General features: G+C 38.1%; 26 protein-coding genes. 2 read left to right on the top strand and 24 right to left on the bottom strand.

Annotated elements, in window-relative coordinates; genetic code table 11:
- The first annotated feature begins 80 nt into the window (after positions 1 to 80).
- Positions 81 to 1,112 carry a helix-turn-helix domain-containing protein gene (locus W908_RS01515; RefSeq protein ID WP_053819654.1) on the top strand — a complete coding sequence of 344 codons (1,032 nt, stop codon included), beginning with the start codon at positions 81 to 83 and terminating at the stop codon, positions 1,110 to 1,112.
- On the opposite strand, the gene putA is transcribed toward W908_RS01515, so the two are convergent.
- Entirely contained in the window at positions 1,072 to 4,704 is a 3,633-nt protein-coding gene (putA, locus tag W908_RS01510; protein ID WP_053819653.1) for a bifunctional proline dehydrogenase/L-glutamate gamma-semialdehyde dehydrogenase PutA, read from the bottom strand. The genes W908_RS01515 and putA overlap by 41 nt on opposite strands.
- Before the next feature lie 147 nt (positions 4,705 to 4,851).
- On the opposite strand from putA, the gene W908_RS01505 reads away from it, so the two are divergent.
- Positions 4,852 to 5,298 carry an Lrp/AsnC family transcriptional regulator gene (locus tag W908_RS01505; protein ID WP_053819652.1) on the top strand — a complete coding sequence of 149 codons (447 nt, stop codon included), beginning with the start codon at positions 4,852 to 4,854 and terminating at the stop codon, positions 5,296 to 5,298.
- Between the two features lie 9 nt (positions 5,299 to 5,307).
- On the opposite strand, the gene W908_RS01500 is transcribed toward W908_RS01505, so the two are convergent.
- The 23 genes from W908_RS01500 to rpsC form a co-directional block, all read right to left on the bottom strand.
- Positions 5,308 to 5,754 (bottom strand): GatB/YqeY domain-containing protein, encoded by a 447-nt coding sequence (locus W908_RS01500; protein WP_053819651.1) that lies wholly within the window; start codon positions 5,752 to 5,754, stop codon positions 5,308 to 5,310.
- Between the two features lie 34 nt (positions 5,755 to 5,788).
- Positions 5,789 to 6,004 carry a 30S ribosomal protein S21 gene (rpsU, locus tag W908_RS01495; RefSeq protein WP_020025165.1) on the bottom strand — a complete coding sequence of 72 codons (216 nt, stop codon included), beginning with the start codon at positions 6,002 to 6,004 and terminating at the stop codon, positions 5,789 to 5,791.
- Positions 6,005 to 6,016: 12 nt separating this feature from the next.
- Positions 6,017 to 6,466 (bottom strand): 50S ribosomal protein L17, encoded by a 450-nt coding sequence (rplQ, locus tag W908_RS01490; protein WP_053819650.1) that lies wholly within the window; start codon positions 6,464 to 6,466, stop codon positions 6,017 to 6,019.
- A gap of 9 nt (positions 6,467 to 6,475) precedes the next feature.
- On the bottom strand, positions 6,476 to 7,456 hold the full coding sequence (locus W908_RS01485) for a DNA-directed RNA polymerase subunit alpha (protein WP_020025163.1): 981 nt from the start codon (positions 7,454 to 7,456) through the stop codon (positions 6,476 to 6,478).
- A 9-nt stretch (positions 7,457 to 7,465) separates the two neighbouring features.
- A complete protein-coding gene (rpsD, locus tag W908_RS01480; RefSeq protein WP_020025162.1) occupies positions 7,466 to 8,092 on the bottom strand; it encodes a 30S ribosomal protein S4 in 627 nt (208 codons plus the stop codon).
- Between the two features lie 9 nt (positions 8,093 to 8,101).
- Complete coding sequence (gene rpsK, locus W908_RS01475; RefSeq protein WP_020025161.1) at positions 8,102 to 8,488, bottom strand: 30S ribosomal protein S11; 387 nt, start codon at positions 8,486 to 8,488, stop codon at positions 8,102 to 8,104.
- A gap of 17 nt (positions 8,489 to 8,505) precedes the next feature.
- Positions 8,506 to 8,859: a 30S ribosomal protein S13 gene (gene rpsM / locus W908_RS01470; protein ID WP_020025160.1), complete on the bottom strand. Its 354-nt coding sequence runs from the start codon at positions 8,857 to 8,859 to the stop codon at positions 8,506 to 8,508.
- Between the two features lie 113 nt (positions 8,860 to 8,972).
- Positions 8,973 to 9,086 carry a 50S ribosomal protein L36 gene (gene rpmJ / locus W908_RS08685; RefSeq protein ID WP_020026342.1) on the bottom strand — a complete coding sequence of 38 codons (114 nt, stop codon included), beginning with the start codon at positions 9,084 to 9,086 and terminating at the stop codon, positions 8,973 to 8,975.
- A gap of 9 nt (positions 9,087 to 9,095) precedes the next feature.
- The gene (gene secY, locus W908_RS01465; RefSeq protein ID WP_020025159.1) at positions 9,096 to 10,376 is read right to left on the bottom strand and encodes a preprotein translocase subunit SecY; all 1,281 of its coding nucleotides are present in this window, start codon (positions 10,374 to 10,376) and stop codon (positions 9,096 to 9,098) included.
- A gap of 3 nt (positions 10,377 to 10,379) precedes the next feature.
- Positions 10,380 to 10,814, bottom strand: a complete 435-nt coding sequence (rplO, locus tag W908_RS01460; RefSeq protein WP_020025158.1) for a 50S ribosomal protein L15 — start codon at positions 10,812 to 10,814, stop codon at positions 10,380 to 10,382.
- Between the two features lie 3 nt (positions 10,815 to 10,817).
- The gene (gene rpmD / locus W908_RS08845; RefSeq protein ID WP_082344995.1) at positions 10,818 to 11,132 is read right to left on the bottom strand and encodes a 50S ribosomal protein L30; all 315 of its coding nucleotides are present in this window, start codon (positions 11,130 to 11,132) and stop codon (positions 10,818 to 10,820) included.
- On the bottom strand, positions 11,132 to 11,650 hold the full coding sequence (gene rpsE / locus W908_RS01450) for a 30S ribosomal protein S5 (RefSeq protein ID WP_020025156.1): 519 nt from the start codon (positions 11,648 to 11,650) through the stop codon (positions 11,132 to 11,134). The genes rpmD and rpsE overlap by 1 nt, the downstream gene beginning before the upstream one ends.
- Positions 11,651 to 11,674: 24 nt before the next feature.
- Positions 11,675 to 12,022, bottom strand: a complete 348-nt coding sequence (rplR, locus tag W908_RS01445) for a 50S ribosomal protein L18 (protein ID WP_020025155.1) — start codon at positions 12,020 to 12,022, stop codon at positions 11,675 to 11,677.
- An 18-nt stretch (positions 12,023 to 12,040) separates the two neighbouring features.
- A complete protein-coding gene (gene rplF / locus W908_RS01440) occupies positions 12,041 to 12,586 on the bottom strand; it encodes a 50S ribosomal protein L6 (RefSeq protein WP_020025154.1) in 546 nt (181 codons plus the stop codon).
- Between the two features lie 15 nt (positions 12,587 to 12,601).
- The gene (gene rpsH / locus W908_RS01435; protein WP_020025153.1) at positions 12,602 to 13,000 is read right to left on the bottom strand and encodes a 30S ribosomal protein S8; all 399 of its coding nucleotides are present in this window, start codon (positions 12,998 to 13,000) and stop codon (positions 12,602 to 12,604) included.
- A gap of 9 nt (positions 13,001 to 13,009) precedes the next feature.
- Positions 13,010 to 13,315 (bottom strand): 30S ribosomal protein S14, encoded by a 306-nt coding sequence (gene rpsN, locus W908_RS01430; protein ID WP_020025152.1) that lies wholly within the window; start codon positions 13,313 to 13,315, stop codon positions 13,010 to 13,012.
- Positions 13,308 to 13,859 carry a 50S ribosomal protein L5 gene (gene rplE, locus W908_RS01425; RefSeq protein ID WP_020025151.1) on the bottom strand — a complete coding sequence of 184 codons (552 nt, stop codon included), beginning with the start codon at positions 13,857 to 13,859 and terminating at the stop codon, positions 13,308 to 13,310. Before rplE ends, rpsN begins: the two co-directional genes overlap by 8 nt.
- Positions 13,860 to 13,882: 23 nt before the next feature.
- On the bottom strand, positions 13,883 to 14,194 hold the full coding sequence (gene rplX / locus W908_RS01420; protein WP_053819649.1) for a 50S ribosomal protein L24: 312 nt from the start codon (positions 14,192 to 14,194) through the stop codon (positions 13,883 to 13,885).
- Positions 14,194 to 14,562, bottom strand: a complete 369-nt coding sequence (gene rplN, locus W908_RS01415) for a 50S ribosomal protein L14 (protein ID WP_020025149.1) — start codon at positions 14,560 to 14,562, stop codon at positions 14,194 to 14,196. The genes rplX and rplN overlap by 1 nt, the downstream gene beginning before the upstream one ends.
- A 26-nt stretch (positions 14,563 to 14,588) precedes the next feature.
- The gene (rpsQ, locus tag W908_RS01410; protein ID WP_020025148.1) at positions 14,589 to 14,858 is read right to left on the bottom strand and encodes a 30S ribosomal protein S17; all 270 of its coding nucleotides are present in this window, start codon (positions 14,856 to 14,858) and stop codon (positions 14,589 to 14,591) included.
- The gene (gene rpmC / locus W908_RS01405; RefSeq protein ID WP_020026349.1) at positions 14,855 to 15,043 is read right to left on the bottom strand and encodes a 50S ribosomal protein L29; all 189 of its coding nucleotides are present in this window, start codon (positions 15,041 to 15,043) and stop codon (positions 14,855 to 14,857) included. The genes rpsQ and rpmC overlap by 4 nt, the downstream gene beginning before the upstream one ends.
- Complete coding sequence (gene rplP, locus W908_RS01400) at positions 15,043 to 15,453, bottom strand: 50S ribosomal protein L16 (protein WP_053819648.1); 411 nt, start codon at positions 15,451 to 15,453, stop codon at positions 15,043 to 15,045. The genes rpmC and rplP overlap by 1 nt, the downstream gene beginning before the upstream one ends.
- A 12-nt stretch (positions 15,454 to 15,465) precedes the next feature.
- Positions 15,466 to 16,158: a 30S ribosomal protein S3 gene (gene rpsC / locus W908_RS01395; protein WP_020025145.1), complete on the bottom strand. Its 693-nt coding sequence runs from the start codon at positions 16,156 to 16,158 to the stop codon at positions 15,466 to 15,468.
- Between the last annotated feature and the right edge of the window lie 3 nt (positions 16,159 to 16,161).

The raw sequence follows: 16,161 nt of genomic DNA, 5'->3' as shown, positions 1-16,161 counted from the left end.
AGTTATCATATTATTATATAATATTAACACTTTATTATAATTGATGCGTATTACTGTAACTTTATGTATTATCTACAATAATGAATACTTTCAGCGGAGTCTGGAGGTGTATCCAAAGACTTCATCAAATTCACCCTTATGAGGTGGAGACAATATTTCAAAGGGTTGGAATAGCAAAGAGTTTATTAACCAATCAAAATGTCTCAATACCTGTCGAAATACTCCTAAACTTTGTCATTGATGCCCAGACCGTTTTTAAAGATGAGCTAGTGTCAATTAATTTTGGACGGATGGCGCAAGTAAGGCCTAACTATGGAGAAGCATTTGGGTTAGTATTTGTGTACTCAAAAAATCTCCAACAAGGTTTAAAGCTTTTGCAATCCTTCATTAATACAGAATTAGAGGGTCTAAACTTTCTAATCATTGAAGAGAAAAACCACATTAAAATTCAATCTGTTGTTGACCCAAAAATAAAAAATCCGTCAATTTATGAAAACCTTGGACTATCTATTCTTGCATCATTTATAAGGTCAAAACGATTTCAGATCAAACAAATTAATACTAAAACAGTCACTCAGATAGACGATATTAAAGAAAAATCTGTATTTAACTGTCCGGTTTTTACATCCTGTGAAGAAACATCACTTCTAATTAGTAAAAAAAATTATCTTAAAAAAAATAGCCTCTCAAATCCTAATCTGGTTAATTATCTGAGTACTATTCTGGAGGCAAAAGCAAATAACATGACTTCAAAGATTAGTCTAACTGAGAAGGTTGAGAGGCTCATGAATAATTATGAAAATCATTTCAACTTAATAAATATTCAGGATGTATCAATCCATCTTGGATTAAGTAAAAATTCTCTTCGCAATCAATTACTAAAGGAAAATACAACTTTTCGTAAGGTGCTTAATAACTTTAAGCTTAGTAAATCAAAAAATCTATTAAATGAAGGGCTCTCTGTAAAAGTGATTTCATATCAGCTAGGATATGCTGATCCTTCATCCTTTGTCAGATGGTTTATCGGTCAAACGGATTTAACTCCATCTGCTTATAAGTTGTTATTTAAGGTTAAAGTGCTAGCAGATTTGCATTACCGCCAGAAGCAGTAGTGTCTATTGTAATAACCTTCTCCTTGATTAACTCCCATGCCTCATAGATCGAACTTACCACTGGAATGAGTTCATTTCGAGAAGTAACAATCAGCTTATTAACTGAATTGTCATCACCAAAGTAAAGCACCGCGTTATAAGCATTACTTTCTATTAGACTTAAGCTGGGAGAATCATTCAGTTGGGATATATTTTCTGTTTTGAAGCCTATTTCGACTAAGGACTCATATTCCTGCTTACTAATTTGGCTTATGACACAGTTGCCTAGGAAAAGTGATAAAAGTGTCTGCATTAATGTGTCCTTGTGTTTAGGGCCTATACATAAAACGGTTCCTTTTGGTTTATAGATGAGTTGGTTTGATTCTCCTGTAGGTCCTGGTAGTTTAATGTCATGGCTATATCTAGAAACCACTTGATCTAAAAATTCAAGGAATTCAGCTGTTAGACTTGGGAACTTAGCTCTTAATAGTGAAAGAATATCTTTACTTAACTGAAGAGTCGGATTGATAAGATTCTGAATCTCAAAGTGTTCTCGAGTAAAAGTCATTTTATGTTTAGATTGTTCACTACGCAACATGTTACTGCTATAACCATGCAAAGAGTTTGGCCCTCCTGCTTTTGGACCGGTCCCAGATAAACCTTCGCCTCCAAAGGGTTGAGAGCCAACTACAGCTCCAATTTGATTTCGATTGATGTAGACATTACCTACATTTACTCTGGATGAAATCTCTTTGACCTTCTTATCTATTCTTGAGTGAATGCCAAAAGTTAGCCCATATCCTTTAGCATTGAGTTGGTCAATGATTGTTTCTAAGTCATCATTCTTATAAGAAATCACGTGCAGAATTGGACCAAAGAGCTCTTCATGAATATCCTCAATTGAATTAAGGTGAATCAAGGTAGGTGCAACAAAATGGCCGTTTTGAGGTTCAAAAACAAGCTCTTCAATAACCTGATTGTTTTGTCTTGCTTTTGTGATGTATTTTTTGAGTTTAATTTGAGCAGCTGAATTGATGATTGGTCCGCAGTCTACATCAAGGTTTTTAGGGTTTCCAATACTAAGCTCCTTCATCGCTCCTACGATCATATTGATAGTATTTTCATAGCAGTCATCTTGAAGCAGTAGAATTCTCAGCGCTGAGCAGCGCTGACCAGCGCTCTTGAATGCACCATCAATAACGTCTCTTGTGACCTGTTCACATAATGCAGTAGAGTCAACGACCATGGCATTCAAACCTCCCGTTTCAGCAATGACTCTTGCCTCTGAGTTTCCATTATCAATTAAGCTAATTTTGATTTCTTTCGCTACTTCGGTTGAGCCTGTGAAAGCAACTCCATCAATTAAATTGCTGCTTGATAGATAAGCGCCAGTCTGAGAACCTTTACCTAAACATAGCTGAAATCGTCCAATCGGAATGCCAGCCTCAATCAATAACTCACTTGCCCTATAGGCAATAAGGGAAGTACTCTCTGCTGGCTTAGCAATGACAGAGTTTCCTGCAGAGAGTGCTGCAGCTATTTGTCCAGTAAAAATTGCTAATGGAAAATTCCATGGGCTAATGCAAACAAAAACTCCCCTGGCTTGTCTTTGGCTAGGCATCACTATTCTTGATAAATTTGCATAGTAACGTAAAAAATCAACTGCTTCTCTCACTTCATCTGTTGCATCTTGATAAGTTTTTCCAGCTTCTCGCATTGCAAGGGTCATTAATTCGTATTGATTTTCCTCATAGAGGTTAGCCGCTCTCTCTAAGCCCTGAAGGATCATTTCATGCTCGATCATATTTGACTCGAATGCATTTCTTGCAGATTCGAGTGATTGAGTTAGTTGGCCCTCATTCGCAAAAAGAACATGTCCAACAACGTCGTCCTTATCAGCTGGATTAGTTACCTCTTGATTCAAACCATCATTAATCTTCATTCCAGCAATGATTGATTTGGCTTTCCATTGTTTGCCAAGCCAAGGGCTTTGATTTTGGTACAGCTGATTAACCTCATCCTGTTCAGTTAGAATAACGCTACGTGAATTTTGACGATTATTTTTAAAGATGTCCTTTGGGAGTTGAATCTTGGAATGAGATTTCTCGGAATCCTCTTCTACAATTGTAAAGACATCACTGGCTAAACTCTCAGGACTAATACTCTCATCAAACAAGTGATTAATGAACGAACTATTAGCTCCATTTTCCAGCAAGCGTCTCATTAAATAAGCCAGCAACTCTTTATGACTCCCTATAGGAGCATATACTCTTGAAGGAACTCCATATTTATTTGAAATGGAATGATGCAAAGACTCACCCATTCCATGAAGCCTCTGAACCTCAAAGCCTTCATTATTACCTGCCATTTCGCATACACTGACCAGTGAGTGTGCATTATGACTGGCAAATTGAGGGAAAATATTCGCTCTCATTTCTAGTAGTTTTTGAGAGCAGACCAAGAAAGAATAATCAGTATTTGTTTTTTTAGTGAATACAGGAAAGTCAACCTCGCCCAGAATTTGAGACTTCTTAATTTCACTATCCCAGTATGCCCCTTTCACAAGCCTTACCATTATTTTTAAGTTATGCTTATCACAATTATCATTAAGCCAATCAATTACGAATGAAGCCCTTTTTTGGTATGACTGAACAACAACTCCAAACCCTTCCCAAGAGGAATTTGCAATTATTTTCATGATGCTCTCAATCACATCTAATGAAATATCTAGACGATCAGCCTCTTCTGCATCAATATTGATTCCTATATTGTAATGTTTAGCAATTTCAACCAACTCAAGGACCTTGGGTAGTAATTCTGATATGACTCGCTGTTGGTGCATAAAGTCATACTTTGGGTGGAGTGCAGAGAGTTTGACTGAAATACCATTTGCATCAGTCACCGTTTTTGATGTGTTGCGCTTCCCAATTTCAATCAATGCATTTCTGTAGGCTTGAAAGTACTTATCAGCATCCTTCATTGTCCAAGCAGCTTCACCAAGCATATCAAATGAATACAAAGTATTTTTTACATTACGACTTTTAACAGCACTATGAATAGACTCTGCAAATACAAATTGCTTAGCAAAAAACTGCATGACATTATTTGCACTGAATCTAATACCAGGCCTTGAGAGAATCTCCAAAGCTTTTCTGATTCTGTTTTTTATTTCTTTATTGCTTCCATGTGCAATCATTTTGTCAGCAATATTTAATGCCAGGGTTGCAATATTAACCATAGAAGATTTACTAGTTCCAATATGCTGAGACCAACCCTTCATTGCAACTTTATCAATAAATAATTTATCTCTTGTCTTATTATCGGGAACTCTTAAAAAAGCTTCAACAAGAGTCATTAAAGAGAGGCCTTCGTCACTTGTCAAATTATACTCAGATACAAATAATGACAAGAGGTCAGGCTGGCTTGAGGAGCGCAGTTGCTGAATTAAGTGGGATGTATTTTTTTGGAATTCAATCCGTTGATCTGTATTGGTGTAATCAAACAAATGGAGATGATCTAATGAATCCTCTTCACTCATAACTCTTGCTTTGCGGAGTTTGCTCCTTATATTAGAGCTGTCTACTTCAAATTTGAAGTCTGCAAGAGATTTCATTGCCCAAAAAATTTCTTAATATTTTAAAATTTTAATTTAAAAGTAATAGTTATAATGACTATAAAATAAATTATTTAAAGTTATTTATTATATAATTTATGTAATATAATTTATATATTAACTAATATATTATAAATAATAGGACTTATGACTACTTTAGATAATTTTGATCATAGAATACTTGAGCTTTTACAGAGCGATGGACGAATGACTATTACTGATCTATCTGATCAAATTGGACTATCCAAAACGCCCTGCTTGAAACGTGTTCAAAAGTTAGAGACTGCTGGATATATTAAGGGATATCAAGCAATCATTAACCATGCCTTAATCGATAATAATCATATTGCCTTTGTTCAAATTAAACTTAATGATACGAAGACAATGGCACTCAATGCTTTCAATAAAGCCATTAAAGAAGTTCCTGAAGTTGAGCAATGTCATATGATTGCCTCAAATTTTGATTATTTATTAAAGGTGCGAACTGAAAATATGGAGAGCTATAGACAAGTGCTTGGTGAGAAAATTTCAGCACTCCCCCACGTTCAAAACAGTTCTACTTTTGTTGTGATGGAGGAGGTCGTTACCAGTTGATACGCTTAATTAAGAGAGTTTTGACTTAATGAGTTGAGAGACTTGACCCATATCAGCCTTTCCATCTAGCTGACCTTTTAGAATGCCCATGAGTTTTCCCATATCTTTCATAGAGTCAGCTCCTGTGTCAGAAATTGCCTTGACCACTGCTGCCTCAATTTCATCATCACTTAGCTGCGTAGGCATATAATTATTAATGATTAATAACTCTGCTTCTTCAACTTCTACTAGATCGGTTCTGCCTGCATCTGAGAATTGAGAGATTGAATCTTTGCGCTGCTTCACCATTTTCTGAATGACAGACATGACTTGGTTGTCATCCAAATCAATACGTTCATCTATCTCTTTTTGTTTGATAGCCCCTAGGATCATACGAATCGCTTTGAGAGCAGGTTTGTCTTGGGCCTTCATAGCCAACTTCATGTCATCAGTAATGAGTTGTTTGAGCTTAGACATATTGTTTTTCTTGCTTTAGTCGTAAAAACAAGTTTTAGTACATGCGTTTACGATGAATTCTATTCTTTGACATTTCCTTGTGAGTTCTTTTAACTGCAGCGGCTTTTTTACGCTTGTTAACCCACGTAGGCTTTTCGAAAAACTCTTTCTTTCTTACATCTGTTATAACGCCTGCTCTGTCACATAGACGTCTAAAACGACGAAGTGCAATATCAAATGGTTCGTTCTCTCTTACTTTAATTGCTGGCATAAGATAATTCCTTTAAGATTCTTTTTTTGCTGCTTTAGCTTCTTTCTTTGGCGCTGCTGCTTTAGCTTCTTTCTTTGGCGCTTCTACTACAACTTCTTCTTCACCTTCAAAGTCAACAAGCTGAACTAAAGCCATTGGCGCTTTATCACCGGTACGAAAGCCTGCCTTCAAAATGCGGACATAACCACCAGGACGGTCCTTATAAAAAGGCCCCAATTGCGTAAATAACTTAGCAACCATTGCATCATCTCTTAGCTTTGAGAAAATGTGACGGCGGTTTGCAACACTGTCTGCCTTTGCTCTTGTAATTAAAGGCTCAATTACTCTTCTAAGCTCTTTAGCTTTTGGCAAAGTTGTTTTGATTGTTTCATGCAATATCAAAGAATTAGCCATATTTTTAAACATAGCTTTCCTGTGCGATGAATTTCTATTTAGTTGTCTTCCTGACTTTCTGTGTCTCATTGTTTGTCCTTATTCACTCATTAAGTCAACTGGTGGCCAGTTTTCAATTTCAGTACCTAGCTCTAAGTTCTTTTCAGTTAAAACTTCTTTAATTTCATTAAGCGACTTACGGCCTAAGTTAGGTGTTCTCAATAAGTCTTGCTCTGATTTTTGAATTAAATCACCAATGTAATAGATTTGCTCTGCCTTTAAGCAGTTTGCAGAACGAACTGTCAACTCTAACTCATCAACTGCAGACAAATACATCGGTGGGAAATCATCTGATGTTGGTTGAGGCTCTTCTTCAATAACTGGCTCAAGCTCAACAAATGATGACAATTGATCTTGCAAAATAGTAGCAGCTCTTTTAACTGCTTCTTCTGCATCAACAGAACCATTAGTCTCGATAACAATGTTAAGTCTGTCAAGGTTAACTTTTTGCTCAACCCTGGCCGCTTCAACAGTAAAACTAACTCTTTTGATTGGAGAAAAACTAGCATCCAACTGAATACTGCCGATGGTTTCAGAGTCAACATTCCTTGCAACTGCGACGTCATAGCCAACACCAGTACCGACTCCAAGAGTCATTCTGATTTTTCCACCTTCATTAACCGTTGCAATCACTTTTTCAGGGTTAAATACTGAAACGTCAGTTCCATTTGCCTCAATGTCAGCAACAGTTAGCTCGCATGGACCTTCTTTCTCAATGATTACTGTAGCGCTCTCACTTGCATTAAGACCGATTGATGCTTCTTTTAAGTTAAGAAGGATATCTAGAACATCTTCCTGCACGCCTTCAATTGTTGAAAACTCATGCATAACACCATCAATAGCAACTTCTGTAATAGCAGAGCCAACCATTGAGGACAATAAAGTTCTTCTTATTGAGTTTCCTAATGTATGGCCAAATCCACGCTCAAAAGGTTCTAGAACAACACGATATTCATTCTTAGATAATTCAACAGAATCGACTAGTTTTGGTTTTAAAAAATCTCTTGCACTTCCTTGCATATTTAATTCCTATTTAGAATATAGTTCAACGATTAATTGCTCTGAAATATCAGAAGATAATTCATCACGTGCTGGCACGCTCTTGAAGACACCCTTTAGTGCTTTGTTATCAACATCTACCCATTCAGCTAATCCACTTTGGCCAGAAATCTCAACAGCGAGTTGGATACGGCTTTGTTTTTTTGCTTTTTCTCTTACAGCGATTTCATCATTTGCGCTGACCTGGTAAGAAGGTATATTTACAACTTTTCCATTCACTACAATAGACTTATGAGAAACCAATTGCCTCGCTTCGGCTCGCGTTGAAGCGAAACCCATTCTGTAGACAACGTTATCAAGGCGACACTCTAGAAGCGACAAAAGGTTTTCACCAGTTGGCCCTTTCTTTGAGCTTGCTTTTTTATAGTAGAGACTAAATTGCTTCTCAAGAACACCATAAATACGTCTAACTTTCTGCTTTTCTCTTAGCTGAAGACCGTATTCACTTCCCTTTTGGCGACGTGCATTTGCTCCATGAACACCAGGGAGCTGTGTTAGTTTGCATTTAGAGTCAATCGATCTAATGCCACTCTTAAGTTCTAAGTCAACACCCTCACGGCGTGCTAATTTACATGTAGGACCTGTATATCTTGCCATAATTTATCCTTATACTCTACGTTTCTTCGAAGGACGGCAACCGTTATGAGGTATTGGCGTCACATCTGTTATTGATTGAATTTTTAAACCCTGTGCATTAAGGCCACGAATCGCAGAATCACGGCCTGGACCTGGACCCTTTACTCTAACTTCAAGATTCTTCATGCCAAAAGCTTGAGCTTTTTCACCACAATTACCAGCTGCTACTTGAGCTGCAAAAGGTGTTGACTTTCTTGAACCTCTGAAACCAGCTCCGCCAGAAGTTGCCCAACAAAGGGTATTTCCGTGACGGTCAGTAATCATTACAATGGTATTATTAAAAGTCGCATGAATATGCGCAATACCGTCTGAGACGATCTTCTTTGATTTCTTCTTAGATGCTTGCTCTTTTGCCATAGTATCTTGTACCTATATTATTTAATTAAACGACGCGGACCCTTTCGAGTTCTTGCGTTTGTTTTAGTTCTTTGTCCACGTAGCGGTAATCCCTTTCTGTGACGAATTCCGCGATAACAACCTAAATCTCTAAGGCGCTTGATGCTCATGGCAACTTCACGTCTCAAGTCTCCTTCAACTTCATACTGAGCGACTGCTGTACGAATCGACTCTAACTGATCTTCAGTCAGCGCTGATACCTTCGTACTTGGGTCTAACTTTAATGCTTCACATATTTGCTTTGATCTCGTTTCACCAATACCAAAAATGGATTGTAAGCCAATCACAATATGCTTATTTGTTGGAATGTTTATTCCTGCAATACGTGCCATATACTTTACCTATACCTCAAATAAATAATATTTTTGAATGGTCATTCCACTCAAAATTTTAAAGTTGAAAAATCGTGCAATTTTACTTTGTAAATTCAGCTCTGTCAATGTAATCAGCCCTGTCTTTGCTTATGACGTGGCTCTTTACAGATAACACGAATGACTCCGTGTCTCTTAATAATTTTGCAATCTTTACAAATTTTTTTAACTGATGCTCTTACTTTCATAACTTACCCTTACTTTAAATTAGCTTTACGCATTAAGCCATCATATTGATTCGACATCATATGAGATTGCGCTTGAGCTATAAAATCCATTACAACAACAACAATAATCAGAAGACTCGTACCGCCAAAGTAGAAAGGTACATTCCAATATAAAATTAAAAACTCAGGCAGTAAACACACCGCCGTAATATAGATAGCACCGACCGCTGTCAATCTTGAAGTAACGGCATCGATATAATCAGCCGAATGCTGTCCTGGTCTAATACCTGGTATAAATCCACCCGATTTACGTAAATTATCTGCCGTATCTTTTGCGTTAAATGTAAGCGCAGTATAGAAGAACGTAAAGAAGACAATAGCAGCACCATAAAACAGAATATACAAAGGCTGTCCTGGTGAAATGCTCGATGTAATATCTGCTAACCATCCCATTCCCTCTGACTGAGAAAACCAACCACCAAGAGTTGCTGGAAAAAGAATGATGCTCGATGCAAAGATTGGCGGAATAACGCCTGCCATGTTAATTTTGAGAGGTAAGTATGAAGTTTGACCACCAACCATTTTTCTGCCTTGTTGTCTTTTAGCATAGTTGACGGCAATTCGTCTTTGACCACGCTCCATGAAGACTACGAAAGCCATGACAAGAACAACCATTGCAAGCATCAGAACGACTGTAAATACGCTTAACTCTCCTGTACCAACCATGCTCAGCGTGTTACCGAATGATGCTGGCAAACCAGCCACAATGCCTGCAAAGATGATCATTGAAATTCCATTACCAATACCTTTTTCACTGATTTGCTCACCAAGCCACATCAAAAACAAGGTTCCAGTTGTGAGCGTCACTACTGTTACAAAACTAAACGTTAGTCCAGGGTTTGTAACCAATGCAACACCGCCGCCTGACTGAGATTGTAGTGCAATCGAGACACCATATGACTGGAAAACAGCCAAAAATACAGTTCCCATGCGGGTGTACTGCGTGATTACTCTTCTGCCACGCTCTCCCTCTTTCTTGAGCTGTTCGAATCTTGGAACAACTGAAGTCATTAGGTTCATAATAATCGAAGAGGAGATGTAAGGCATAATTCCTAAGGTGAATATAGAGAGCCTCTCTAATGCTCCGCCAGAGAACATGTTCATCATTCCTAGAATACCCGTCCTATTATCTTCAACCAGAGATGCAAGCGCAGTCTGAGATATGAAAGGAATCACAATATGTGTTCCTAATCTGAAAACTATTAGGGCACCGACTAGATAGAGGATGCGTTTTAGTAGATCTTCGCTCATCAATTACTCGCTTATCGTTCCTTTCGCAGCTTCAATAGCTGCTCTAGCACCCTTCGTTGGCTTAATTCCAACCAGGTTGATTGCTCTGTTAATTTCGCCTGAAAGCATGACCTTGACTCTTAAAATATTTTTAGTAACGAGGTTATGTTTTTTGAGGACGTCAATATTGATATCAGTTTCTGTTAGCTTGTCGAGTTGTGACAAGGTAACCTGAGAAGTAATGATAGATACTCTTGAACTAAAACCAACCTTAGGTAATCTCCTTTGAAGGGGCATTTGACCACCCTCAAAACCAATCTTAGTAAATCCACCTGAACGAGATTTTTGTCCTTTGTGACCTCTACCAGAGGTTTTACCCATGCCAGAACCCATACCTCTACCGACACGCTTTCTGTTAGTTTTTTCACCCAATGCAGGCTTTAATGTATTTAAATTCATTCTTTAACCCTCAACTTTTAGTAGGTAAGAAACCTTATTAATCATGCCTCTTACTTCTGGCGTATCTTCAAGAACCACCGTATGGTTAATTCTTTTTAAACCCAGGCCAGTAACCGTTGCACGATGCTTTGGTAATCGACCATAGAAACTTTTAACCAAAGTAACACTAACTGTTGGCTTTTTAGATACAGCCTTTTTTTCAGGTGCTTTCTTTGTCTCAGCTGGCTTAGTAGCCTCAGCCTTAGGAGCTACTGCTTTCTTAGGAGCTGCTGCTTTCTTAGGAGCTGCTGCTTTCTTTTCTACCTTTTCCTCAGCCATCAGACTTCTCCAGTAATTTGTTCAACAGTTTTGCCGCGCTTTGCAGCAACGATCTGTGGTGATGACATTTTAGTAAGACCTTCAACTGTAGCTCTGACAACACTAATAGGATTTCGAGTTCCATTGCATTTTGCTAATATATTGTGAACACCGACTGCCTCTAAAACACTTCTCATTGGACCACCAGCAATTACGCCAGTACCTTCAGATGCAGGCTGTAAATAAACCTTAGCAGCACCAACCGATGAAGTAATAGGGTAGTGAAGCGTACCATTAACTAGTGGGACTGGCTTCATTGCTCTTTTTGCCTTGTCCATTGCTTTTTGAATAGCTAAAGGAACCTCTCGCGCTTTACCGGTACCATAACCAACCTTGCCGTTACCGTCACCGACAACAACTAAAGCTGAAAAGCCAAAAATTCTACCGCCCTTAACAACTTTAACGACGCGTCGAATGTTTACCAGCTTTTCGATAAATTCACTTTCTTCTTTGTAATTATTTCTTTTATTTTCAGCCATTCTCTAAACCTTAAGTTCTCTTAATTAAAAATCTAATCCGCCTTCCCTTGCTGCATCAGCAAGTGCTTTCACGCGACCGTGGTATTTGAAACCTGAACGATCAAATGCGACCTTAGAAACTTTAGCTTTTTTAGCAGCTTTTGCTATTAAATCTCCGACCTTAGATGCCGCATCCACATTACCGCCATTTTTCATCTTGGACGAAACGCTTGATGCAGAAGCTAATGTCTTCGTTCCACAACTACTGATAATTTGCGCATAAATATGCTGCGAAGATTTATAAACGCACAAACGCTCTAGATCTCTTTCAGCATGTTTAGCTCTAAATTTTGTTGCTCTTCTTATGCGAGCATCTTTTTTTGATAATTTCATTTAACTACCTTCTATCAATTATTTTTTCTTAGCAGCTTTGCGAACAACCTGCTCATCTGAATAACGAACACCCTTACCTTTGTATGGCTCTGGTGGACGAAATGCTCTTATTTCTGCAGCAGCTTGACCCACTTTCTGCTTATCAATTCCTTTCACAACGACTTCAGTTTGCGTAGGCGTCTCAACAGAGATTCCTTCTGGTAACTGATAATTAACGGGATGCGAAAAACCAAGAGTCAAGTTCAAAACTTTACCTTGCGCTTTAGCACGATAACCAACTCCAATTAAAGTGAGTTTTTTCTCCCAACCATCTGTAACACCTTTGATCAAGTTAGCTGTATTTGCTCTCACTGTTCCCGCTTGAGCCCATGCACTTTTTTCTAATTTTTTACTGACCTGGTTTGGCTCAAAAGTTAGCACATTATCATTATTAGATACTTGAACGAGAGAATTGACATGCATTGTCATTTCACCAAGCTTCCCTTTAACGGACATTACACCATCAGCATGAGTAATATTCACGCCTTCTGGGATTGTAATTGGTGCTTTTGCAATTCTAGACATTATTAATCTCCAATATTATGAAACGCTACACAAGACTTCACCACCAATATTTTGAGCTTTGGCAGCTTGGCCTGTCATAACACCTTTAGGGGTAGAAACAATGACAATACCAAGTCCATTCATAATGCTTGGCATATCATCTTTACTCGCATAGTGTCTTAAGCTTGGCTTTGAAATTCTATCAAGCGTCTCGATAACCGGCTGGTTATCAAAGTACTTCAACTTGATAACTAAAGTTTTGTTAGCCGCCTTATCACCCTCAATTGCAAAAGAAGTAATGTAACCTTCGTCCTGCATAACGCTAGCAATAGCAGACTTTAAATTTGAAGCCGGGATGCTTACTTGCTCTTTATTTACTGATTGTGCGTTTCTAATTCTAGTCAACATATCAGCTATTGGATCAGACATACTCATATTAACCTCCTACCAGCTAGCTTTAGATAAACCAGGAACTTCACCATTCATGGTGCGCTCTCTGAGTTGTGATTTGGCTAAACCAAACTTTCTATAAAAACCATGTGGACGCCCAGATAGACCGCAACGATTACGTTGACGAACTGGAGAAGCATCTCTAGGAAGGGATTGTAATTTGATCACTGCCTGAAAACGATCTTCATCAGAAGTATGAATACTCTTGATTATCTTTTTTAATTCAAGACGTTTCTCTTTATATTTTTCGACCAACTTAGCTCGCTTTACATCTCTATGTATCATAGACTTTTTAGCCATTATTTCCTCCTTTAAATGGGAAATTAAACATCGCCAATAGTTTCTTAGCATCTTCATCATTTTGCGCATTCGTAGTAATAGCTATATCCATTCCGCGCACTTTTGTTACCTTTTCAAACTCAATTTCAGGAAATACGATCTGCTCTGTAATTCCCATGTTGTAGTTACCGCGACCATCAAAAGACTTATCATTTAGACCACGGAAATCTCTAATACGAGGTATAGCAACATTAACTAAGCGATCTAGAAATTCATACATTCTCTCTTTTCTTAGTGTCACTTTACATCCAATTGCGTTGCCTTCTCTTAACTTGAAACTTGCTACTGATTTTCTAGCAAGACAAGTGACAGGCTTTTGTGAAGAAATCAAACCTAACTCTTCCAGTGCACTCTCTAATACTTTCTTATCTCCTAATGCACTTCCTAGTCCCATATTGATTGTAATTTTTTCAATCTTGGGAACTGACATTGAATTAGAAACACCTAACTCCTTCTTAAGTTTAGGAAGAATTTCTTTTTTATATTGTTCTTGTAATCTAGACACTTATCACCTATTTATTTGTTATATCAAATTACGGCTTCGCCGCTTGATTTAAAAAATCTCTCTTTAACGCCTTTATCATTAACCCTAACACCAATGCGATCTGCTTTTTTGGTTGTTGGGTTGTAGATTGCAACGTTTGAAATACTCAAAGGCATTTCTTTCTCTTCGATCCCACCCTGGATACCTTCTTGAGGGTTAGCACGAACATGTTTTTTTGCTAAATTAAAACCTTCAACAATAACTTTTGGTCCTAGGACTTTTGTCACTGTCCCAATAGATCCTTTATCTTTTCCAGCAATAACTATAACTTCATCATTTTGTTTAATTTTCATCATCACAAAACCTCTGGTGCAAGTGAAACAATTTTCATAAACTGAGCGCCTCTTAATTCTCGCGTAACAGGGCCAAATATACGAGTACCGATTGGCTCTAATTTTGGATTAAGCAGAACAACTGCGTTGCTATCAAAACGAATACGCGATCCATCTTTACGGCGAACACCCTGAGCAGTTCTAACGACTACTGCATCATAGACATCACCCTTCTTCACTTTGCCGCGAGGCGAAGCTTCTTTGATGCTGACCTTAATGACGTCACCTATATTTGCATAGCGGCGCTTTGAACCACCCAATACTTTAATACACATAGCTTTAACACCACCACTGTTATCAGCTATATTTAACCTTGTTTGCATTTGAATCATATTCTTTCTCTCTTTAGCGCGACTATTTAATCAATACTCACTGATTTTTCAACAACTTCTACCAAGGCCCAGTTCTTTGTTTTTGAGAACGGCTTTGATTCAGAAACTCTAACGACATCACCAAGACCACACTCATTCTTTTCATCATGAGCATGAACTTTAGTACTGCGTTTAATATACTTTTTATAAATTGGATGACGCACCTTACGCTCAACTAAAACAGCGATTGTTTTGTCGCGACTATTACTTACAACCTTTCCTGTAAGAATTCTTTCTACTGCATTAGTTTCACTCATGAGCTTTTCTCGTTAATAATTGTTTTAATTTGGGCAATCGCTTTTTTTGTTTTGCTAAGCTTTGATAAATCAGTTAACTGAGAAGTGCTTTTTTGCATACGAAGTTCGAAGTGCTCCTTTAACAAGGTGATAAGCTGCTCATTTAACTGAGTTACGTCTTGATCTCTTAATTCTTTAACATCCATTACATTATTGTCCGTTTAATTACCACTGTTTTGACAGGTAGTTTCGCTGCAGCAAGCTCAAAAGCTTCCCTAGCAACAACCTCATCAACACCCTGCATTTCAAATAACATTTGTCCAGGCTTAACCTGTGCGACCCAATACTCAACACTACCCTTACCTTTACCCATTCGAACTTCCAATGGCTTCTTAGTGATAGGCTTGTCAGGGAAAACACGAATCCAGATCTTTCCTTGACGCTTCACATGTCTCGTCATTGCACGACGCGCAGCTTCAATTTGTCTCGCAGTCATTCGGCATCTTCCAGTGGCCTGAAGGCCAATTTCACCGAAGCTGACGTTGTGACCAGCTGCCAAACCGCGATTGCGGCTTTTCATGGTCTTTCTATATTTTGTACGTTTAGGTTGCAACATTGCTATATTCCTTTACTTCTTTCCAATTTGTTTTGTAGCACCACGTTTTGAAACTTCTTCAATAGTGCCTTTGTTATGATCAAGAATTTCGCCCTTGAAAATCCAAACCTTAATACCAATAACGCCATATTGCGTGTTCGCTCTGAAACTACTGTAGTCGACGTCTGCTCTAAATGTATGAAGAGGGACGCGTCCTTCACGGTACCACTCTGAACGAGCAATTTCTGCACCATTTAATCGACCACTAACCATCACCTTAATTCCAAGTGCTCCAAGTCTAGTAGCGTTACCCAGTACTCTTTTGACAGCACGTCTATACATGACTCGCTTTTCAAGCTGCTGTGCAATATTTTCAGCAACTAATCGAGCATCAAGCTCAGGCTGCTTAACTTCTTCAATACTGATATGGACAGGTACGCCCATTTTTTCAGAGACTATATTTTTAAGTCTTTCAATATCAGCGCCTTTCTTTCCAATAACGATTCCAGGTCTAGCTGTATGAATTATGACCTTAGCAGTATTAGACAATCTTTCGATTGAAATTCGACTTACAGAAGCTGAAGTCAACTCCTTGAATAAAAAGTCTCTTACTGCGATATCAGATAACAAATACTCAGAATAGTTTTTACTGCTGGCATACCACTTGGAATCCCAATCCTTAACAATTCCTAATCTAATACCTATTGGATTTACTTTTTGACCCATAAT

The organism is Candidatus Pseudothioglobus singularis PS1 (genome assembly GCF_001281385.1).
GTDB lineage: Bacteria > Pseudomonadota > Gammaproteobacteria > PS1 > Pseudothioglobaceae > Pseudothioglobus > Pseudothioglobus singularis.
This window is presented reverse-complemented; position numbering and strand designations above follow the sequence as displayed.